Source organism: Streptomyces sp. SAS_272, assembly GCF_052543235.1.
Genome location: NZ_JBMNDR010000003.1, coordinates 122,275 through 143,298 on the forward strand (window position 1 = coordinate 122,275; position 21,024 = coordinate 143,298).

Sequence of the window (21,024 nt, forward strand, 5' to 3'; positions counted from 1 at the left end):
TCAATTCTTGAAGCAGAAGCGGTGGGAGCTGGATCACGGGTACCCGCTCCGGCCGGTCAACGCAGGCGCTGGCTGATGACCTTCGACACACCATCGCCCTGCATGGACACGCCGTACAGCGCGTCGGCGACCTCCATCGTGCGCTTCTGGTGCGTGATCACGATCAGCTGCGAGGACTCCTGCAGCTCCTGCATGATCCGGATGAGCCGCTGCAGGTTGGTGTCGTCGAGGGCGGCCTCGACCTCGTCCATGACGTAGAAGGGGCTGGGCCGCGCCTTGAAGATCGACACCAGCATGGCCACCGCGGTCAGCGACCGCTCGCCGCCGGAGAGCAGACTGAGCCGCTTGACCTTCTTGCCCGGGGGCCGGGCCTCCACGTCCACGCCCGTGGTGAGCATGTTGTCGGGGTCGGTCAGGATCAGCCGCCCCTCCCCGCCCGGGAACAGCCGGCTGAACACGCCCTCGAACTGCCGTGCGGTGTCCCGGAACGCCTCGGTGAAGACCTGCTCGACGCGCTCGTCGACCTCCTTCACCACTTGAAGCAGGTCGGTGCGGGTCTTCTTGAGGTCCTCCAGCTGCTCGCTCAGGAACTTGTGCCGCTCCTCCAGCGCGGAGAACTCCTCCAGCGCCAGCGGGTTCACCTTGCCGAGCTGCTGGTAGGCGCGCTCGGCGGACTTCAGCCGCTTCTCCTGCTCGGCGCGCAGGAACGGCCTCGGCCGGTTGCGCGGGTCCTCCGGGTCCTCCGGCAGCACCTCGCCCTCGGCGGGCGGCGAGGGCGGCACGAGCTGATGCGGCCCGTACTCGGAGACGAGCCCCGCGGGCTCCACGCCCAGCTCCTCCAGCGCCCGCGTCTCCAGCTGCTCGATGCGCATCCGCTTCTCGGCGCCGAGGACCTCGCCGCGGTGCACCGAGTCCGTCAGCTTGTCCAGCTCGCCCTTCAGATCGCGCCCCGCGGCGCGGGCGGCGGCCAGCTCCTGCTCCCGCCGCGCCTTGGCCGCGTCGGCGGCGACCCGCTCCGCCTCGGCCCGGCCCACGGAGACCTCCACGTGGGCGAGCAGCTGCCGCGCGCCCGAGGCCACGGCGTCCGCGACGGCCGCCTCGTGCCGCAGCCGCGCCCGCCGCTGCTCGGCACGCGCACGTGCCTCGCGTTCCGCCCGCGCGGCCCGGTCCAGCGAATCGGCCCGCCCGGCCAGCCCCTTGACCCGCTCCTCGTGGGTACGGACCTGAAGCCTGGCCTCCATCTCGGTCTGCCGCGCGTTGGCCCCGTCGGCGGCGAGCCGGTCCCGCACGGCGGAGTCGGGCTCCTCCTCGGCCGGCGTCTCCTCGGCGACGGCCAGCCGTTCCGCCAGTTCCGCGGCCTCTTCCAGGGCCCGGTCGAGCGCCTCCTGCGCCCGCGCCGCGGCAGCCGCGGACCGCTCGGCCTCACCGGCCGCGCCCCGGGCCTGTCCCGCAAGCCGCCCGAGCTGCTGCGCCACGGCCGACTTCTCCCGGTCGGCGGCCCGCCGCCGCTCGCCCACCTCCTCGAGGAACGCGGCACACTCCTGGCGACGCCCGCCCGCCGTGCGCTGCGCGTCCGTCAGCTCCGCGCCCCCCACGGCCAGCTCGTCGAGCTCGGCGGAGGCCTCGTCGACGGACGCCTGCACCTCCAGCAGGCTGGGCGCCCCGGCGGACCCGCCGTGCGCGAAGTGCGCGCCCAGCAGATCGCCCTCGGCGGTCACCGCGGTGAGGTCCGGGCGGGCGTAGACCAGCGCCTCGGCGTCCTCCAGCGTGCCCACGACCACGATCCCCCGCAGGAGCCTGCGCACGGCGGGCATGAGCTCGGCAGGCCCCCGCACCAGATCGGCGGCGTACGGCGGCCCGTCGGCGCGTTGCCCCTCGGGGCGCGGAACGTCGGCGCGTTGGCTGTCGACGGGGCGGCCGTCGACGGGACGGCTGTCGATGAGCCGGCCGTCGATGAGCCGGCCGTCGGTGCGTGCGTCGGGCACGTCGCCCACGTCGCCCACGTCACCCACGTCACCGCCGAGCAGCAGCGCTGCGCGCCCCGCGTCCTGCTTGCGCAGCAGCCGGATGGCCTCGGCAGCCGCGGCGGGCGTCGTCACCGCGATCGCGTCCGCGGCGGCGCCGAAGGCCGCAGCGACCGCGACCTCGTGGCCCGGCGTCACCGTCAGCAGTCCGGCAGCCGGGCCCAGCAGGCCGTTCAGGCGGTCGCGCGCGGCGAGCAGGGCGCCCGTGCCGTCCTTGCGCCGCAGTCCCAGAGCCAGGGCGTCCCGACGGGCCAGGGTCGCGGCGCGGCTGCGCTCGGCGGCCGTCGCCGCCTCGCGGGCGTCGGCGAGGGCGGCCTCCGCCTCGGCGAGCCGCCGCTTGGCGCTCTCGTGCCGTTCGGCGAGCTCGTGGTCGTCCGCGTCGAGTCCGTCGACCTCCGCCTTGAGCGCCTCGTACTCCTCCTGTGCGGCGACGGCCCGCTCCTGGGCCTCGTCGCGGGCGGCGGCGAGGCGGTCGATCTCGGCCTGTGCGGAGGCGGCGCGCGAGCGGGCGGCGTTGACCTGGCCGTTCAACCGGGCCAGGCCCTCGCGGCGGTCGGCGATGGCCCTGGCGACGTCCTTCAGCCGCCGTTCTTCGACGGCCAGTTCCCGTTCCAGGTCCGCGCGGTGGGCGACGGTGTCGTCGAGGGCGTGCTGGGCCGCCTCGAGGGCGGCCTCCAGTTCGGCCTCCTGCTCGCGGATCCGGGCCGCCTCCCGTTCCATGTCCTCGGGGTCGCGGCCGCGCCGCTCCTCGGGGGGCGCGGAGGTGGCGCTCTTCACCCGGGCGTCGGCGAGCGAGACGGTGCCCCGGACGCGTTCGGCGAGCTGGGACAGCTCGTACCAGGTCTGCTGAGCCCGCTGGAGACGCGGCGTGAGCTGCCGGACCTCGTCCTCCAGGAGAGCCTCGCGCTGGAGGGCCTTCCGCAGATCCTGCTCGGCCGCCTCCTTGCGTTCCTTGAGGGCGGCCTCGTCGGCGACCTCCGTCTGCAGGGCCTCCCGCAGCCGTACCAGGTCGTCGGCGAGCAGGCGCAGCCTGGCATCGCGCAGATCGGCCTGGATGACGGCGGCGCGGCGGGCCACGGCGGCCTGCCGGCCGAGGGGTTTGAGCTGACGCCGGAGTTCGTCGGTGAGGTCCTGCACGCGCGCGAGGTTGGCCTGCATCGCGTCCAGCTTGCGGAGCGCCTTCTCCTTGCGCTTGCGGTGCTTGAGGACGCCCGCGGCCTCCTCGATGAAGGCGCGGCGGCCCATGGGGTCGGCGTGCAGGACGGAGTCGAGCTGGCCCTGGCCGACGATGACGTGCATCTCGCGCCCGATGCCGGAGTCGGAGAGCAGGTCCTGGATGTCGAGCAGCCGGCAGGTGTCGCCGTTGATCTGGTACTCGCTGCCGCCGTTGCGGAACATGATCCGCGTGATGGTGACCTCGGCGTACTCGATGGGGAGCGCGCCGTCGGAGTTGTCGATGGTCAGGGACACCTCGGCGCGGCCCAGCGGGGGGCGGCCGGTGGTGCCGGCGAAGATGACGTCCTCCATCTTGCCGCCGCGCAGCGACTTTGCGCCCTGCTCGCCCATGACCCAGCTGAGGGCGTCGACGACGTTGGACTTGCCCGAGCCGTTCGGACCGACGACGCATGTGATCCCCGGTTCGAACCGGAGCGTGGTCGCGGAAGCGAACGACTTGAACCCCCGGAGGGTCAGGGCCTTGAGGTGCACGGCGCTGGACTCTACCTGCCGGGGGTGTCTCACTCCATGAACCCGCGGTTTCACCCATGAACGCGCAGGGCACACCAAACGTTAAGAGACTGAAAGGGTGCGCGCGGGAACCAACGGCGGGGGCGCGGTCAGCGGGGCGGAAGCGGGGGCGCGGAATCATGCGGGACAAGAAAGAAGGGACGCCGAAGCGTCCCTTGCAAACTCTGACAACCTAGCGGTCCGACGCGGTAGGAATGAGCCGCCCGACCCCTGCGTGCCGTTGTGCAGCGTGCAGCGATCAGGTGAGCGCAGGCTCCGCCTGGCGTGCGTCGATGCTCTCCAGAAGCGATTCGTGAGAAGCGGCAGCCGTCAGCGCGTCGTTCTCGGCCTGGATCCGTCCGAGCTCGGATTCCAGGTCTTGTACACGCTGCTGGAGCCGTCGCATCTCGGCGAGGAGTCGCGGGTCGGAGCCGCCGACGTAACCGAGAAGCGCCTTTGCCATGATGGATGGTCCTCCACAATGAGTGACCGACCGAAGCGGTGTGGGTCGTGAGGGATTCGCACCCGCGGTGCTCGGCAGGATCTTGTTGGTGCTGCCGTTCATCCACGCCGAACAGCTGGGGTGCGCGGGGTGCTTTCAGCGTCTCACCAAAAAGTTTGACGGTCAACACGATCACGCCCCGTATTGGCGGGCGGCCCGGTGGCGCGCGGCCGGAACGGCGGCGCTGCGACTCCTGCGGGGCCCTCAGGGCGTGGCGATCATCCTTAAGTGCGGAGCCTCCCACGACAAGCGATTCTTGGCAATCACCTGCCCCTTTCTGCTGGGGGCACGTGCCCGTGGCATTCCCCTCCGCTTTCACGGGGGCGCCCGGAGAAAGCTCTCAGCGGATCGCGAAGCCGTCGTAACCTCCGCGCGGTGTGTCCCATATCTCGGTGACTCCGTCTACGCGTCCGGGCGTGTCGTCACCCAGAAGCCAGCCGAGCAGTTCCTCACACGCCTCTTTGGCCCCTTCGGCGACCACCTGGACCCGGCCGTCGGCCAAATTGAGAGCAAAACCACTCAGGCCGCCGATCTCCAGCGCCTTGGCCCGGGTGAACCAGCGGAATCCCACGCCCTGGACGTGTCCGCGCACCCAGGCGACCAGCCGTACATCCTCGCTCATGGATGCAACCTAACCGCGCGATGTCTCTCGGGACACTTCCTCCCCGAGCGCCATGCGGTACCGTCCCCACCCAATGATTCTCATATGAAACTCACTCGATCGGGTGAGTCAGGTCGACCAGAGGGAGCAGGAGGCGCGCGTCGCCCCAGGGCTCCGGCCGACCGTTGAGAACACGCTCGGACGAGGAAGGCAAGGACATGGGACGCCACCGACGCTCCGCCGCCGGCAGCGCCGCCACGAGCCGCGCCACGGGGGTCACACAGACGCACGGCTCGCATGCGGACAGCCACAGGGCACAGGACGCGCACACCGAAACCCTCCCCACGATCGGCATCGCGCCGTATCTGAACCCGGAGGCGTACGCGGACTCCGTCGCGAGAAGCCAGGAGTACCTGTACGCGGAGGGCGGCTACGCCCACGGCGACACCGCGGTGTTCGCCGCCGACGGGTTCACCCCCGACGGCGGCTCCCACCGGCCGGGGGCGAATCGGACGGGTGCGGGCCGCCGCCGTAAGCGCAGGGTCGCCACGCCGGTGAAGTCCGGCCTGCTCGGCGTCTCCGCGGCGGTGGCGATCGGCACGGTCGCCGTGGCCACGGGCGTGGTGCCCGGTATCGACGGCTACCGTCTCGGGGGCGGCAGCGGCGGCTCCGGCGACAAGGTCCAGGCCGCCGCGGGCTCTCCGACGAACTCGGCCTCCGAGCAGGGCGGCACGTCCGGCTCCGCCGACGACGACCGCGACTCCGCCCCGACCAGCCGTGACGCCGGCCGGCCGGCTTCGCCCTCCACCCCGGCCACCCCCGCCACGCCCTCCCCCTCCGTCTCCGCCTCCTCGGCCGCGCCGACGAAGACGGCTCCGCAGAAGCCCGAGTCCACGCCTTCCAAGACGCCGAAGACCACGCCGTCCAAGTCGCGGGCCGCCACCAAGGCGCCGGCGAAGTCCGAGGCCCCCGTGACGGTGTCGGCCGAGACGCAGGCCGCGGCCGAGGTGCTGAAGCTGGTGAACGAGGAGCGGGCCAAGGTCGGCTGCAGTGCCGTCTCCGCGAACAGCGCCCTGTCGGACCTCGCCGAGAAGTTCAGCGCCGACATGGCCGCCCGCGGGTTCTTCGACCACACCGACCCCGACGGGGCGACCCCGTGGGACCGGGCGGCCAAGGCCGGCATATCGGGGCTCGGCGGCGAGAACATAGCCCGCGGCCAGGCCGACGCGGCTGCCGTCATGGAGGCCTGGATGAACAGCCCCGGCCACAAGGCGAACATCCTGAACTGCGACTTCAAGACACTGGGCGTCGGCGTCCACTTCGGCTCCGGCGGCCCTTGGTGGACGCAGGACTTCGGCTACTGAGAAAGCCGCAGGTCGGAGAGCGGCGACAAACTGCACACGCTGCAGTGGGTCGCCGGCGACGCCGCTGACGGGGAGCGCCCGCCGCGGGTCGCCGGCCGGAGCCCGTCCCATGCGGGCGAGGATCTCTGCCTTCTTGGCCGCGAACCCCTCCTCGGAGAGGATGCCCGCGTCTCTCAGGCCCGCCGGCTGCCGCAACTGCTCGACGGGCGAGTCCGCCTGGGGCGCGGGGGCCTCGGCACGGGCAGGGGCAGCGAAAGCGGAGCGGCCGACCGCGGGCGGGGACCACCCGTCGGCAGGCGAAGCTCGTACCGGGTAGGCGGCCGACGCCGTGACCCGCGACGACTGCTTCGCAGGTCACGGCATGGATCAAGGCGGCCGTGGGTCAGGCTGCCTGGGCGCGGCCGGCCAGGAAGACCCGTGCGGTCTCGGCCACCCTGCGGCCCAGGTGTTCGGCCGTCGCCACGTCCGCCTTGTGGACCGCGTCCGGCCCCTCGTCGACGTTGGTCTGTGCGGCGGCGCCCAGGAACACGCCCAGCCGGTTGAGGTCGTGCTCGGAGCCGGCCGAGTTGTTCCAGCCGGGCAGCAGGCCCAGGTTGACCCAGTGCATGCCGAGCTGCGCGGCCAGGATCTGGAAGAACTGCAGCGTGTGCAGCTTGTCGCCGCTCTTGGAACCCGAGTTGGTGAATCCGGCGGCCAGCTTGTCCTTCCACACCTGGTCGGGCCAGCGCGCGGAGGTCGCCTCGGCGAAGGCGTGGAATGCGGCGGACGCGGTCCCCATGTAGGTGGGCGATCCGAACACGACGGCGTCCGAGCGGTCGAGCAGCGTCCACTGCTCCTCGGTGATCTCGTCGACCTTGATCAGGTGCACTTCCGCGCCGGCGTCGACGGCACCGGCGCGGACGGCTTCGGCGAGGACGGCGGTGTGGCCGTAGCCGGAGTGGTAGGCGACAGAGACGACAGGGGTGGACATGCGTACTCCTGGAAATGGGCAGCTCAAGAACAGTGACCAAAGGAAAGCACTAACTTGCAGTTAGTGCAACCTACCGGTTAGCGCTACCTTCGAGTAGGCTTGCACTATGGACATCACCCGGGAGAGAGCGGAGGACCAGGACCTTCCGTTCGACGTGTTCGCCAAGGCCTGTCCCTCGCGCGGCACACTGGAGCACATCACCGGCCGCTGGGGCGGACTGACTCTCGGGGCGCTGTACGAGGGCTCGTTGCGCTTCAACGAACTGCGCCGCCGGGTCGACGGCGTGAGCGAGAAGATGCTCTCCCAGACGCTGCACGCGCTGGAGCGCGACGGGCTGGTGCACCGCGAGGCGCAGCCCACCAACCCGCCCCGCGTGGACTACGAGCTGACCCCGCTCGGGCGGGAGGTGGCCGAGCGCCTGCTGGGCCTCATCCACCTCGTCGAAGGGCGGATGACCGACGTCCTGGCCGCGCGCGAGCACTACGACGCGACGCGCGGCGCCCTCTGACACTTCGGGCAGAAGTAGCTGGACCGGTTCATCCAGGGGCGCCGGCGCATCGGCGTGGCGCACCGCCTGCAGGGCAGTCCCTCACGCCCGTAGGCGTCCAGGGACCGGTCGAAGTAGCCCGACTCCCCGTTGACGTTGACGTACAGGCTGTCGAAGCTGGTGCCGCCGACGGCGAGGGCCGCGTTCATCACGTCCCGGACATGGCCGAGCAGTTCGAACGTGCGGGGCCTGGTGAAGGCGGCCGTCGGACGTTCGTAGTGCAGACGGGAGCGCCAGAGCGCCTCGTCCGCGTAGATGTTTCCGACGCCGCTGATCAGCGACTGGTCGAGCAGCGCCCGCTTGACGGTGGTGCGCCGCCTGCGCAGCGCCTGATGGAACCCCTCGTCGTCGAACAGCGGGTCGAGGGGGTCACGGGCGATGTGCGCGATGACGTCCGGGAGCCCGTCCGGGCCGGTCGGATGAAGCGACAGACCGCCGAAGGTGCGCTGGTCGACGAAGCGGAGCTCGGTGTCCGTGTCGTCCGCGAAGCGCACCCGGATGCGCAGATGCTTCTCGTCGGGCGCCCGGAGCGGCTGGACCAGGAGCTGGCCGCTCATGCCGAGATGAGCCAGAACCGCCTGGTCGGTGTCCTCCAGCGGCAGCCATAGGTACTTGCCGCGCCGGCTCGGGGCGCCGATGCGGTGGCCTTCGAGGCGGTGCGCGAAGTCGTCGGCGCCTGCCAGGTGACGGCGCACTGCGCGAGGGTGCAGCACCTCGGCGCCGGCGACCGTGCGATGGGCGACCCACCGCTCCAGACCACGCCGGACTACCTCGACCTCGGGCAACTCGGGCATGGGATCCCCCGTGACGTCGGTTCCTGCACGGACCGAGCGCCCGTCCCGGACAGGGGCGGGCGCTCGTCGCGTGGTGCTGCTCAGGCGGAGGCGGACTCCTGGTCCACGCTGCCGTCGGCCGCGACGGCCGTTTCGGCCGCCGCCTCGCCGGCGCGCTCGTCCGCCGCGGCCCGGATGGACCGCCACGCGGACTCGGCGGCCTGCTGCTCCGCCTCCTTCTTGCTGCGGCCGGTGCCGGTGCCGTACGAGACGCCTCCGACGCGGGCGGCAGCAGTGAAGGTCTTCTCGTGGTCGGGGCCGGTCTCCGTGACCAGGTACTCGGGGACGCCGAGGCCTTCGGTCGCGGTGAGCTCCTGGAGACTGGTCTTCCAGTCCAGGCCGGCACCGAGGTTCGAGGACTTCTCGATCAGCGGGTCGAACAGGCGGTGCACCAGTTCGGAGGCCGCGTCGAGGCCCTGATCGAGATAGACCGCGCCGATCACCGCTTCGAGGGTGTCGGCGAGGATGGACGCCTTGTCCCGGCCGCCCGTGCCCTCTTCACCCCGGCCGAGCCGGATGAAGGAGCCCAGGTCGAGGCCACGACCGACCTCCGCCAGCGCACGAGAGTTGACCACCGCGGCCCGCAACTTGGCCAGTTGGCCTTCGGGCAGGTCGGGGTGGGTGCGGTACAGCGTGTCCGTGACGACCAGGCCGAGCACGGAGTCCCCGAGGAACTCCAGCCGCTCGTTCGTCGGCAGACCGCCGTTCTCGTACGCGTAGGAACGGTGCGTCAGCGCACGCACCAGAAGGGCGGACTCGAGCCGATAGCCGAGCCGCCCTTCCAGAAGCGTGTGGGACGAGGCCGTGTCCGCCTTGTTCTTGGCGGTCGTGTCCGCCTTGGCGTCAGACATGAAGCCTCTCACCAGCCGCTCAGACCTCGAGGACCTGGCGCTTGTTGTAGGTGCCACAAGACGGGCACGCGATGTGCTGCAGCTTGGGCTCGTGGCAGCGCTCGCACGCAACCAGGGTGGGGACCGCAGCCTTCCACTGCGACCGGCGGTGGCGCGTGTTGCTGCGCGACATCTTCCGCTTCGGAACAGCCACGGCTACTTCTCCTGCTTCTCGTCGGCGTGCGCTGATGGAAGCGCGCCGCCGCTCATCTCGTCCTTCTCGCCGTCTTCAGGTGAACCGGCGAGTCCCTGCAGTGCCGCCCAACGGATGTCGACGGCGTCGTGGTGGTGGTCCGGGTCGTCCGCCAGCCGGGCTCCGCACTCGGAGCACAGGCCGGGGCAGTCGTCCTGGCACACCGGCTGCATCGGCAGTGCGAGCACCACCGCATCGCGCAGCACGGGTTCGAGGTCGAACAGTCCGTCCTCGAGGAAGAGCCTGTCCTCGTCTTCCTCGGCGTCGTCGGCCGGATCCGCTTTCACACGGCCCCGGTCGTCGGCGTCAGGGTACGAGAACATCTCCTGGAAGTCCGCTGCGAGATCGAACTCGAGCGGCTCCAGACACCTTACGCACTCCCCCTCGGCCCGTGCACGGGCGGTGCCTGTGACGAGCACACCTTCCATGACCGACTCGAGACGGAGTTCGAGCTCCACCGGAGCGCCTTCCGGCACTCCGACGACTCCCTGGATCCCGAGATCCTGGGGAGCGTCGATCTCGCGGTTCAGGCGCTGTTGCGCACCGGGCCGCCGCCCCAGCTCGTGCGTATCGAACACGAGAGGCTTGCGGTGGTCGAGGCGGGCGTTCAGAGCCATTCCTGCTTTCGATCTTCTGAGCTCGGGGGACGCTGCCCCTCGGTGTCGCGGGCAGCGGTGATCGCGGGCGCATACGACATCAGCGAAGCGCACACGCGACCGATGAGCCAGGATACTGGAGCATTCGCCCACAGCCCAATCCGGCCCCCGTCCGCCCGGCCTCGCAGCCCGCGTCCGAGCTGCCTACAGCCCGCGTCCCTGCTCGTAGGCGCGCAACTGCTCGGCGCTGATCATGCCGGTGTCGAAGAGGCTGGTCTCGTCGAGGGCGTACCCCTGCTGCGCCTGCTGGTGCTGCTGGGCCTGCTGGTGCTGCTGGGACGGGTCCTGCTGCACGGCCTGGTTCGGGTCGTAGGGGGCCTGCTGGGCGTCGTAGCCCCCCTGATAGGCGTAGGGGTCGGCCTGCTGCTGATAGCCGTACGCGTCCTGCCGGCCGTAACCCTGCTGCTGTTGCTGCGGATAGCCGCCGTAGGGGTCCGGCTGCTGCTGGTAGCCGTACGCCGGCTGCGGCTGGTCGTACGTCTGCGGGGCGGGCTGCGCGGGCGCCGCGTCCTGCTCCGCGAGAGCGGCCAGGTCGGCGAGGTAGTCGGCGTCCGAGGAGTGCTGGAACGTGGTGGTGTCGGCGGCGAGGGCGCCGAGGTCGTCCGTGGCGATGCGGCCGTGCAGCTTCTGGCGGCCCCGGCCGACCGCCTCCAGCGTCTTGGCGAGGACCGCCTCGAAGGCGCCCAGCTTGGTGTCGACGTACGCGTCGGCGTCGCGGCGCAGGGTCTCGGGGTCGTGGCTGCGCTCGGGGGCGTCCTCGTCCTCGTACCCGTTCTCGTCGGTGCCCGGTCCGGTGCCGAGGAGCTTCTCGCGGCCGCGGCCCACGGAGCCGAGGGTCTTGGTGAGGACGACCTCGAAGTTGGCGAGTTTGGAGTCGACGTAGTCGTCGGCGTCCGCGCGGACCTCCTCGGCCTCCTTGCGGGCCTCGGCGAGGATGCGGTCGGCCTCGGCCTGGGAGCGGCGGGCGATCTCGGTGCCGGAGACCAGCGAGCCGCGTTCGGCGTGAGCGGTCTCGATGATCCGCTCCGCCTCCTGGCGTGCCTGCTCGACGACCTGCTCGCGGCCTCCGATGAGTTCCTCGGCCTGGGCCAGGGAGTCGGGCAGGGCCGCGCGTACCTCTTCCAGCAGGGCGAGCAGATCCGCGCGGTTGACCACGCACGAGGCCGACATCGGCATCGACCGGGCACTGGAGACCGCCGTGACGATCTCGTCGAGCTTCTTCTGCACGTCCACCGGTTGCTCGCCACTCTCTACAGCTGTGTTGGAGACGGACGGGACGACTGTACGGCCACGGGGTGTCCGCCGGACACCGGATGACGGCACGTCAGGACGGCCGTCGGGCGGTCAGCCCCGCCCGAGGCGCTCGGTCAGCGCTTCGAGAACCCTGGGCGGCACCAGGTGGGAGACGTCGCCGCCCCACGTGGCGACCTCCTTGACCAGGGACGAGGAGAGGAAACTGTAGGTGGGGTTGGTGGGCACGAACAGTGTCTCGACGCCGGAGAGACCGTTGTTCATCTGCGCCATCTGCAGTTCGTAGTCGAAGTCGCTGACGGCGCGCAGGCCCTTGACGATGGCCGGGATCCCGCGCTCCTTGCAGAAGTCGACGAGGAGGCCGTGGAACGCCTCGACCCTGACGTTGCCGTACTCGGCGGTGACCTCGCGGATCAGGTCGATCCGCTCGTCGATCTCGAACAGGCCCTTCTTGGACTTGTTGATCATCACCGCGACATAGACCTCGTCGTACAGACGGGAGGCGCGGGAGATGATGTCGAGGTGTCCGTTGGTGATCGGGTCGAACGACCCGGGACAGACGGCACGGCGCACTTGTGTTCCCTCGCTCTCCGGTCCGGTCATCGTGCGTCTTCGCACGTAGAGGCGGCGCGACCGTACCAAAACGTTCCCTCGCCGTAACGACGGGCCCGGAGCGCTTCGAAACCGTCCGGCCAGCCGAACTCACCGCCTCTGGTGCTGCGCTCCACGGTGACGAGGGCTTCGGCCGCGAGCCAGCCCCTCGAGCGGAGTGTGAGCAGGATCTCCCGAAGATCGTCGTCCGGGACGGCGTACGGGGGGTCGAGGAAGACGAGGTCGTACGGTGCGGCCGGCTCCGCCTCGATGACCTGTCGGGCCTTCCCCGCACGGACCTCGGCGCCGGGGAGGGCGAGGTTTCTCACGTTCTCCCGGATGACGCGGGCCGCTCGCGCGTCGGCCTCGACGAGGAGGGTGTGGCCGGCGCCGCGGGACAGGGCTTCCAGACCGACGGCCCCTGATCCGGCGTACAGGTCGAGGACCCGTTCGCCGTCGAGGGGGCGGCCGCCGAGGAGGGACTGCCAGGTGGAGAAGAGGCCTTCGCGTGCGCGGTCGGAGGTGGGACGGGTTCCGGTGCCTGGCGGGACCGCCAGGCGACGTCCGCCGGCTGCTCCGGCGATCACGCGGGTCATCTCTGGTCCTTGGTGGTGGGCGGCTTTGGGTTCAGTGTGGCGGGTCGCGCCGTGCGCCGCGCCCCCGGGTGGGTCCTCCTCACCCCTTGTCCAGGTACTGCTCCCTCTCCTCGTCCAGCAGGGCGTCCAGTGCCGTGCGCAGGCCCGGGTAGGCGGTCAGCCCCGGGTCCGCCTCGACGACGGCCACCGCTTCCTGCCGCGCCTCGGCGATGACCTCCTCGTCCTCGATGACCGCGAGGACGCGCAGGCTGGAGCGGACGCCCGACTGGGCCTGGCCGAGGACGTCCCCCTCGCGGCGCTGCTCGAGGTCGATGCGGGAGAGCTCGAAGCCGTCGAGGGTGGCGGCGACGGCGTTCAGCCGCTGCCGGGCCGCGGCGGCCTCCGGCATCTCGCTGACCAGGAGGCACAGGCCCGGCGCCGAGCCACGGCCTACGCGGCCGCGCAGCTGGTGGAGCTGGGAGACGCCGAACCGGTCGGCGTCCATGATCACCATCACGGTGGCGTTCGGGACGTTGACGCCGACCTCGATGACGGTCGTGGCGACCAGGACGTCGATGTCACCCGCGGCGAAGCGGCGCATGACGGCGTCCTTGTCGTCGGGGGGCATCCGGCCGTACAGCACCTCGATGCGCAGTCCTTGGAGGGGGCCTCGCGTGAGCTGTTCGGCGACGTCGAGGACGGCGAGCGGGGGCCGCTTCTCGGCCTCGTCCCCGGCGGACTTCTTCTTGGCCTTGCCCGCCTTCTCCGGGTCGTCCTCGTCGTCGCCGATGCGGGGGCAGACGACGTACGCCTGGTGCCCGCCGGCCACCTCCTCGCGCACGCGCTCCCACGCGCGCGCCAGGAAGTGGGGTTTGTCCGCGGCGGGGACGACATGGCTGGCGATGGGCGAGCGGCCGGCCGGAAGCTGGTCGAGGACGGAGGTCTCCAGGTCGCCGAAGACGGTCATGGCGACGGTACGGGGGATGGGCGTGGCCGTCATGACGAGCAGGTGCGGGGGCTGCTTGCCCTTGCCGCGCAGAGCGTCCCGCTGTTCGACGCCGAAGCGGTGCTGTTCGTCGACCACGACCAGGCCGAGGTCGTGGAACTGGACCTTGTCCTCGATCAACGCGTGCGTGCCGATCACGATGCCGGCCTCACCGGTGACGAGGTCCAGCAGCGCCCGGCGGCGGGCCGCCGCGCCCATGGACCCGGTCAGCAGGACGACCTTGGTGGCCTGTTCGGATCCGCCGAGCATGCCGCCCTCGGCCAGATCGCCCATCATCTCGACGACGGAACGGTGGTGCTGCTGGGCGAGGACCTCGGTGGGGGCGAGCATCGCGGCCTGTCCGCCGGCGTCGACGACGGCCAGCATGGCGCGCAGGGCGACCATGGTGTTGTGGGTGACCGTGAAGTGGTCGGTCACGTAGGCGTGGCTCGGATGGGCGACGCTGATGCACTGGACGGGCTTGCGGCCCACGTACTCGACGGCCTGGATGCCGCGGCGGAACGCTTCGCCGTCGTCGTCCGGGCGGGGCCGGAGGCGGGCGGCCTTGCGGGGCAGCCGGAACGGCGGGTGCGCGTCGGGCAGGGCGAGGCAGACCTCGACGCCCTGCGCCGACGTGGAGAGCCGCGCCCGGCCTCCCAGCGAGCGCACGATCCAGGCGACGTCGTCGGCGAGCCGGCCCGAGCCGGTGCGGAACATGACGCTCAGGCCGTCCGCGCCGACCGTGCCGTCCGCGTCCAGAAGGCCCTGAAGGACGGCGAGGCGGTTCTTGACCGAGGTGTTCTTGAAGGCGTCGGGGATGCCCGCGGCGGGCGAGGACGAGCCTTGCGCGGCCGGGTCGCGGAGGCCTTCGTCCTCGGCCGGGCGGGCGCCGCGCAGACAGGGGTCCAGCGGGAGCGCCGCGTCGCCTCCGAGGTCGACCGGGGTCGCGGTCGGGAGGTACCACTTCGGGGTTCCGTCCGCCGCGAGCACGTCCTGCCGGATCTGGCGTGTGGTCATGACCCCGGGAGCCCGGCCGCTGCGCCATGCGGAGGCGGTGCCGACGATCCACAGATGCTCGTCGTCGCACTCCACGGAGGCGCCGTCGGACAGGACCAGGCGCCACACCTCGCGCTCGCCCTGCGGGAACACGCCGTCGACCGGCGCGATCTCCCCGTCGGGGACGACGACTTCGTCGCCCACGGCCATGTCCCCCATCCGCCGGAAACCGGCGGGCGTGAGCACCAGGGAGTCGAGGGGCTGGGCCTTGCCCGAGCCCACCTCCCCCTGCAGCAGCCGGTGCATCGGGTGCTCCGTCGCCAGGTCGTCGAAGATCTCCTTGGAGACCTTCCGCTGCCCCTCGGTGAGGGTGAAGGGGAGCCGGGCGTCGAAGGCGGTGAGCAGGCCGTCGGGCGCGGGCCTGCGGGCCACCGCCGGGAGTTGGGCGTCGGCGTGCCGGCGACGGGCCAGGGCGACCTGGAGGACGAACGCCTCGTCCCACTTCAGGCGGGCGCGGGCGTCGGCGACGTCGGCCTTGGTGTGCGGGCGATGGATCTTCAGGAGGGCCTCGGGCAGGGACAGCAGCCCGCGGCCTTCGCGCAGCGACTCCGGGAGCGGATCGACCGCCTCCTGGGCGCTGGGCAGGACGGTCTGGACCGCTTTGCCGATCTTCCAGGACTCCAGTTTGGCGGTGGCCGGGTAGAGCGGGATGAGGGCGCCCGCCCAGGTCTCGACCGATTCCTCGGTGTCGGCGCGCAGCAGCTCGTAGGCCGGGTGCGCCAGTTGGAGGCGGCGGTTGAAGACCGAGGCCTTGCCCGCGAACATGGCGCGTGTGCCCGGCAGCAGCTCCTTGTGCGGCTTGTGGACGCCGCTGCCGAAGAAGACCAGCTGGATCCGGCCGCTGCCGTCGGTGATGGTCACCTCCAGGCGCTGGCCCTTGCCGCGGGGCGCCTTCGCGGAGGCGAAGCTGTGCAGGCGGGCGTCGGCGACCTGGGCGACCACTGTGACGTGCTCGTCCATCGGGAGGTCGGCGAGGTGGGTGAGCTGGCCGCGCTCCTCGTATCTGCGGGGGTAGTGGTGCAGGAGGTCGCCGACCGTGTGCAGGCCGAGGTGCTCGGCCATCACCTTCGCGGTGGCGGGGCCGAGCACTGACGTGAGCGGTTGTTCCAGTGGTTCCTTCAGTGCGGGCACGAGATCCATTGCACACCACGTCACTGACATTGCCGCATAGGTGTCCTGAAACCCCTGGTCAGACGGCTCGTTCGGGCTCTAGGATGACGCGCTCCGGCCATCATCCGCGGTCACCGCCCCACCGGGACCGCCCGACCCCGCGCCGTGCTCCTCCCCCAGCCCGCGGCGCTGCAGCGATGGACTCCCAGACCTCACAGTCATCCCAGGCATCCCCGTCACCCCACTCGTTCCAGGTCGACCTGCGTGGTCTGGTGGACCTGCTGTCCCATCACCTCTACTCCAGCCCCAAGGTCTATCTGCGCGAGCTCCTGCAGAACGCCGTGGACGCCGTCACCGCCCGGCGGGCCGAGGAACCCGACGCCCCGGCGCGGGTGCGGCTGTTCGCGGGGGACGGCCGGCTGCGGGTCGAGGACTCCGGCGTCGGGCTCACCGAGGCCGACGTGCACGACCTGCTGGCGACGATCGGACGCAGTTCCAAGCGCGCCGAGGGGCTGCAGGACGTCCGGTCGGACTTCCTCGGCCAGTTCGGCATCGGCCTGCTGGCCTGCTTCGTGGTCGCCGAGCGGATCCGGGTGGTCAGCCGCAGCGCCCGCACGCCGGACGCGCCGCCGGTGGAGTGGACGGCTCGCGACGACGGCTCGTACACCGTGCGGACCCTGCCCCACGAGGAGCGTCCCGAGCCGGGCACCACCGTGCATCTGGTGGCGCGGGCAGGCGCCGGCGAGTGGCTCGCCGAGCCGCGCGTGCTGGCACTGGCCCGGGACTTCGGGTCGCTGCTGCCCTACGACGTCCGGGTCGGCGACCAGGCGGTCACCGATCTGCCCGCCCCCTGGGACCGGGCGTACCCCTCCCCCGCCGACCGGCGGGTCGCCCTGGCCCGGCACTGCCACGACCTGTTCGGTTTCACGCCGTTGGACGCGATCGGCCTGGACGTGCCGCTGGCGGGCATCCGCGGGGTGGCGTACGTGCTGCCGTCGGCGGTGAGCCCCGTGCAACGCGCCGGTCACCGGGTGCACCTCAAGGGCATGCTGCTGACCGAGCGGGGCGAACAGCTGCTGCCCGACTGGGCGTTCTTCGTGCGCTGCGTCCTGGACACCGACAGTCTGCGGCCCACCGCCTCACGGGAGTCGCTGTACGAGGACGAGACGCTGGCCGCGGTGCGGGAGGCGCTGGGCGAGCGGATCCGGTCGTGGCTGACAGGACTGGCGGCCGGAGACCCGGAGCGGCTCGCGGCCTTTCTGGACGTGCACCATCTGGGCGTGAAGTCCCTGGCGCGGCACGACACGGACATGCTGCGCACGATGCTGCCGTGGCTGCCCTTCGAGACGACCGACGGCCGGCTGTCGCTGGAGGAGTTCGCCCAGCGGCACCCGGTGGTGCACTTCACGCGGACCGTGGAGGAGTACCGGCAGGTCGCGCCGATCGCCTCCGCGCAGGGCGTCGGGGTGATCAACGGCGGTTACACGTACGACAGCGAGCTGGTGGAGGCGCTGCCCTCGGTTCGGCCGGGGACGGTGGTCGCCGAGCTGGACGCCGACACCGTGACCGCGCACCTGGACACCGTCGCCCCCGCCGACGAGCCGGCGCTGTCCGGCTTCCTGGCGGCCGCGCGGGCGAAGCTCGATCCGCTGGGCTGCGACGTCGTCCTGCGGTCCTTCCATCCGCTGTCGGTGCCCGCGCTGCACCTCGACGACCGCGCGGCCCGGCACGAGCAGGCCCGCGCGGACGCCGAGGAGCAGGCCGACGACCTCTGGGCGGGCATCCTGGGTTCGCTGCGCGGGAGCGCCCCGCGCGCGCGTCTGGTGCTCAACCATCTCAACCCGCTGATCCGGCGCATCGGTTCGCTGCGCGATCCGGAGCTGATCGGGACCGCGACGGAGTCCCTGTACGGGCAGGCGCTGCTGATGGCGCAGCGTCCGCTGCGGCCGGCCGACTCGGCGCTGCTGAACCGGTCGTTCATCGGCCTCCTCGAGTGGGCCACCCACCGGGACGCGGCACACGGGCAGTCGTCGGACCGACAGGGGGCCACGGATGAGTGAGATCACGGACTTCGACTCCCTCCGCCGGGCGATGGCGGAGAACGGCGAGCAGCCGGAGGGGCCGGCCCGCAACGCGCGCGCGGAGCAGCTGCTCCTGGAGGCGGAGAAGCTGAAGATCCCGCTCGCCGTGATCGAGGCGCTCGGGCACCAGCTGAAGGTCTACAACTACAGCTCCGAGAAGGCGAAGATGTTCGTCCCGTTCGCGCGACTGCTGCGCATGTGGGACGAGCGGCCCGAGGACTTCGACGCGTACGAGACGCATGCGCTGCACTGGGTCTTCAAGTGGATGTCGGCCGGCATGCTCGACCAGCCGCACGTGCCGCTTGCCGCGGTGGAGAAGTGGCTGGGCGAGATGGAGCACCGCTATCGGCTCGCCGGTCACTCCGAACGGGCGGTGCGCAGCGCCGAGTTCAGCGTCGCCGCGCACGTGGGCGACGTGGCGCGGGCCGAGCGGGCGTTCGCCGCCTGGCTGGCCGCGGACCGGGACACGATGGCCGACTGCCACGCGTGCGAGCTGCACGGGCAGGGCTGGTGGCAGGCGGAGCGCGGGCGGGACACGGAGGCGCTGGAGCTGTGGGTGCCGGTCCTGGAGGGCGAGTACACGTGCGCGCATGAGCCGCACAGTGTGCTGGCGTCGTCGCTGCTGCCGCTGCTGCGGCTGGGCCGCCCGGACGAGGCCCGCGCCCACCATCTGCGCGGGTTGCGGCTGGTGCGGTCCATGGAGAGCATGCGGAGCGCGTACGCCGACCACGTCGAGTTCTGCGCGCTGACCGGCAACGAGGCGCGAGGCCTGGAGCTGCTCGCGGAGCGGCCCGCGTACTTCACGGACGGGGGCCAGCCGCGCAGCAAGCTGGACTTCCTGAGTGTCGTGGCGCTGCTGATGGGGCGCTTGGGCGAGCTCGGGCTCGGCGGTGAGAGGGTGCCCGGGGCGGCCGGGCGGGAGTGGACGGCCGACGAGCTGGCGGGGCACGCGCGCGCGGAGGCGCTGGCGCTGGCCGCGCGTTTCGACGAGCGGAACGGCACCGGGTACGTCAGCGAGCGGGCACGCGCGCGTATGGCGCAGCGGCCCTTGGTGGAGCGGCTGCCCCTGGGTGTGCGGGCGTCCCGTCCGACGTCCGCCGCGCCGGCGCCCACGCTCGCCGCTGCGGCCCCGGCCGAGACGGCCGGTGAGGCCGCGCAAACGGACCTGCCGGCTCTGCTCGCGGAGGCCCGGCGGCTGTCGGACAGCCTCCGGCCGCACGCCGTCGAGGCGTGGGCGCGGGTGGCCGCCGCGGCCGCGGCGAACAAGGACGTGGAGTTGGCGGCGCGGGACCTCGCGGAGATCGCCGACCACGAGGCGATCGGTCTCGGCTCGCGGGGCGCCGACGCGTTCGAGCGCGCCGCCGGGCTGTACGAGGAGGCGGGCGACCCGGGGGAGGCTCTGGCGGCACGCGCGCGTGCCGCCTACGTCCGTGCGCTCGACGGCGAGGTGGACGAGGCGCTCGCGGCGGTCGCCGAGCCGTACGACCGGGTCCTCGCGCTGTACGCGGAGGGCGGCACCGAGGTGCCGCAGGCGGCGGGCGTTCTGATGGCGCGGGCGCGGATACTGATGCGCCGGGTCCACGAGGCCGAGGGGCTGGTGCCGGCGTCGGTCGGGGCTCCGGCGGAGTCGGCCGTCCGGGAGCTCCTGGCGCTCGTGGACGGGCGGGCCGGTGCCGATGTCCGGCTCGCCGCCCGGGTGGCCGAGGGCCACGCGATGCTGGCCGAACTCGCGACGCGCTCCGGCGAGGCGGAGACCGGCGCGCAGCTGTTCGCGCGGGCGGCCGCGGAGTTCGCCGAGGCGGGTGTGCCGTGGTTCGCCGTGGAGTACGAGGCCCGGCTGGCCGCTCTCGCCCACGAGCTGGGCGACATGGCGGAGGCGGAGCGGGCGCTTCGGGCGGCCCTGGAGCACGGCGGGCCGTTCCTGGAGGCGATCGGGCGCGCCCAGCTGCACCTCCAGCTGGCCGAGGTGGTCGGCGGCCGGGGTGAGGTCGAAGAGGCCGCGGAGCAGGCCCTGGAGTCGGCGCACTGGGCCGACGAGGCGGGCGCGGGCCCGACGTACGGCGCATGGGCACGGCACCAGCTCGGCGGGTACCTGGTGCGACTGGGCCGCTGGGCCGAGGCCGCGGAGGTGCTGGAGTCCGCGCTGACGGACCTGAGCGCCGAGACCCACGGGGACGGGGCGGTCGTCCAGACGCAGTGGTGGCTCGGCGACTGTCTGAGCGAGCTCGGCGAGCACCGGGATGCCGCCGAACGCCGGCTGCAGGCCGCCGAGATCGCCCGGCAGTGGCCCGAGCAGCACGACCATGCCACCCTCGCCCACCTGGCCGCCGAGTCGCTCGGCCACGCCGGACTCCACGCCGAGGCCGACCGGGCGTACGCGCGCGCGGGTGAGCTGTGGCGGGACCTCGGCAACGTGCGCGGGCTGATCCGCTCCCTGCGCGCCCGCGCCTGGCTGGCGTTGCGCACCGAGCAGGACCCGGACGTGGCGCGCGCCCTGATGACGAGCGCCGTGGAGGAATGCGCGGACGCGTTCGACGCCGCGGGCGACGACGAGGAGGCGCGACACCGGCTCATCGCCGAACTCGGCGACACCCACCGCCAGTTCGGGGACCTGCTCGCTCGATCCGCCGCCGAGGACGCGGACGACGAAGCGATCCGGACCACCCTGGACGAGGCGCTCTCCCAGATGTCCGAGGCGGTCGCGGTGTTCGTCACTCTGGGCGAGAGCGCCCTGATCGCCCGGACCGGCGCCGAGCTGGCCGCGGGCTGGCTGGAGTGCGATCTGGGACGCCCCGCGCAGGCGGCGGCCCGCGCGCGTGCGGTGCTGCGGTCCTGCGCGGACGCCGCCGAGGGCTTCGAGGACTTCGAGGGCGACGGTCAGGCGGACGGCGGGACGTTGAGGGCGCGGCGGGCCGAGGCGGAGCAGTTGCTGCAGGCGGCTGAGGAACCGAGGGATCGTTGAACGATTCCCCGGAGGGGGAGGGGATCGTTCAACGAGGACAGGAGAGTTCAGGGGATCACAGGGGATCGTTCAACGAGGACACGCGGGTTCAGCGGATCGTTGAACGAG

15 protein-coding genes and 1 pseudogene are annotated in these 21,024 nt (G+C 72.1%); 4 read left to right on the forward strand and 12 right to left on the reverse strand.

All coding sequences use genetic code 11. The annotated features are described in order from the left end of the window. Positions 1-56 precede the first annotated feature (56 nt). From ACN6LD_RS03765 to ACN6LD_RS03775, 3 genes are all read right to left on the reverse strand, one after another. On the reverse strand, positions 57-3,731 hold the full coding sequence (locus ACN6LD_RS03765; protein ID WP_445042515.1) for an AAA family ATPase: 3,675 nt from the start codon (positions 3,729-3,731) through the stop codon (positions 57-59). Positions 3,732-4,008: 277 nt separating this feature from the next. Continuing rightward, complete coding sequence (locus ACN6LD_RS03770) at positions 4,009-4,212, reverse strand: hypothetical protein (protein ID WP_020128723.1); 204 nt, start codon at positions 4,210-4,212, stop codon at positions 4,009-4,011. A gap of 379 nt (positions 4,213-4,591) precedes the next feature. Beyond that, on the reverse strand, positions 4,592-4,873 hold the full coding sequence (locus tag ACN6LD_RS03775; RefSeq protein WP_319196945.1) for an acylphosphatase: 282 nt from the start codon (positions 4,871-4,873) through the stop codon (positions 4,592-4,594). A 197-nt stretch (positions 4,874-5,070) separates the two neighbouring features. On the opposite strand from ACN6LD_RS03775, the gene ACN6LD_RS03780 reads away from it, so the two are divergent. Then, the gene (locus tag ACN6LD_RS03780) at positions 5,071-6,216 is read left to right on the forward strand and encodes a CAP domain-containing protein (protein ID WP_445042516.1); all 1,146 of its coding nucleotides are present in this window, start codon (positions 5,071-5,073) and stop codon (positions 6,214-6,216) included. Positions 6,217-6,598: 382 nt separating this feature from the next. Here ACN6LD_RS03780 and ACN6LD_RS03785 read toward each other — a convergent pair whose 3' ends face one another. Continuing rightward, entirely contained in the window at positions 6,599-7,186 is a 588-nt protein-coding gene (locus tag ACN6LD_RS03785) for a flavodoxin family protein (protein WP_319196251.1), read from the reverse strand. Positions 7,187-7,292: 106 nt separating this feature from the next. On the opposite strand from ACN6LD_RS03785, the gene ACN6LD_RS03790 reads away from it, so the two are divergent. Then, positions 7,293-7,694: a winged helix-turn-helix transcriptional regulator gene (locus tag ACN6LD_RS03790; protein WP_319196253.1), complete on the forward strand. Its 402-nt coding sequence runs from the start codon at positions 7,293-7,295 to the stop codon at positions 7,692-7,694. Here the strand turns inward: ACN6LD_RS03790 and mutM are convergent. The 8 genes and pseudogenes from mutM to ACN6LD_RS03830 form a co-directional block, all read right to left on the reverse strand. Then, complete coding sequence (gene mutM, locus ACN6LD_RS03795; RefSeq protein WP_445042517.1) at positions 7,667-8,527, reverse strand: bifunctional DNA-formamidopyrimidine glycosylase/DNA-(apurinic or apyrimidinic site) lyase; 861 nt, start codon at positions 8,525-8,527, stop codon at positions 7,667-7,669. The two genes, ACN6LD_RS03790 and mutM, sit on opposite strands and share 28 nt — an antisense overlap. A gap of 80 nt (positions 8,528-8,607) precedes the next feature. After that, a complete protein-coding gene (gene rnc / locus ACN6LD_RS03800; protein WP_415924990.1) occupies positions 8,608-9,429 on the reverse strand; it encodes a ribonuclease III in 822 nt (273 codons plus the stop codon). 7 nt (positions 9,430-9,436) lie between these two features. Beyond that, positions 9,437-9,610, reverse strand: a complete 174-nt coding sequence (gene rpmF, locus ACN6LD_RS03805; protein WP_007493396.1) for a 50S ribosomal protein L32 — start codon at positions 9,608-9,610, stop codon at positions 9,437-9,439. 2 nt (positions 9,611-9,612) lie between these two features. Then, positions 9,613-10,266 (reverse strand): YceD family protein, encoded by a 654-nt coding sequence (locus tag ACN6LD_RS03810; protein ID WP_319196257.1) that lies wholly within the window; start codon positions 10,264-10,266, stop codon positions 9,613-9,615. Positions 10,267-10,449: 183 nt separating this feature from the next. Then, the gene (locus ACN6LD_RS03815) at positions 10,450-11,538 is read right to left on the reverse strand and encodes a cell division initiation protein (RefSeq protein ID WP_445042518.1); all 1,089 of its coding nucleotides are present in this window, start codon (positions 11,536-11,538) and stop codon (positions 10,450-10,452) included. Between the two features lie 111 nt (positions 11,539-11,649). Further along, a complete protein-coding gene (gene coaD, locus ACN6LD_RS03820) occupies positions 11,650-12,129 on the reverse strand; it encodes a pantetheine-phosphate adenylyltransferase (RefSeq protein WP_319196261.1) in 480 nt (159 codons plus the stop codon). A 26-nt stretch (positions 12,130-12,155) separates the two neighbouring features. After that, positions 12,156-12,746, reverse strand: a pseudogene (rsmD, locus tag ACN6LD_RS03825) (16S rRNA (guanine(966)-N(2))-methyltransferase RsmD); the annotation flags it as partial. Positions 12,747-12,822: 76 nt separating this feature from the next. After that, positions 12,823-15,903 (reverse strand): helicase-related protein, encoded by a 3,081-nt coding sequence (locus tag ACN6LD_RS03830; RefSeq protein ID WP_445042519.1) that lies wholly within the window; start codon positions 15,901-15,903, stop codon positions 12,823-12,825. A gap of 167 nt (positions 15,904-16,070) precedes the next feature. Between ACN6LD_RS03830 and ACN6LD_RS03835 the strand changes: the two genes are divergently transcribed. Next, positions 16,071-17,933: an HSP90 family protein gene (locus ACN6LD_RS03835; protein WP_445042520.1), complete on the forward strand. Its 1,863-nt coding sequence runs from the start codon at positions 16,071-16,073 to the stop codon at positions 17,931-17,933. Then, positions 17,926-20,916, forward strand: a complete 2,991-nt coding sequence (locus tag ACN6LD_RS03840) for a tetratricopeptide repeat protein (RefSeq protein ID WP_445042521.1) — start codon at positions 17,926-17,928, stop codon at positions 20,914-20,916. The genes ACN6LD_RS03835 and ACN6LD_RS03840 overlap by 8 nt, the downstream gene beginning before the upstream one ends. Positions 20,917-21,024 lie beyond the last annotated feature (108 nt).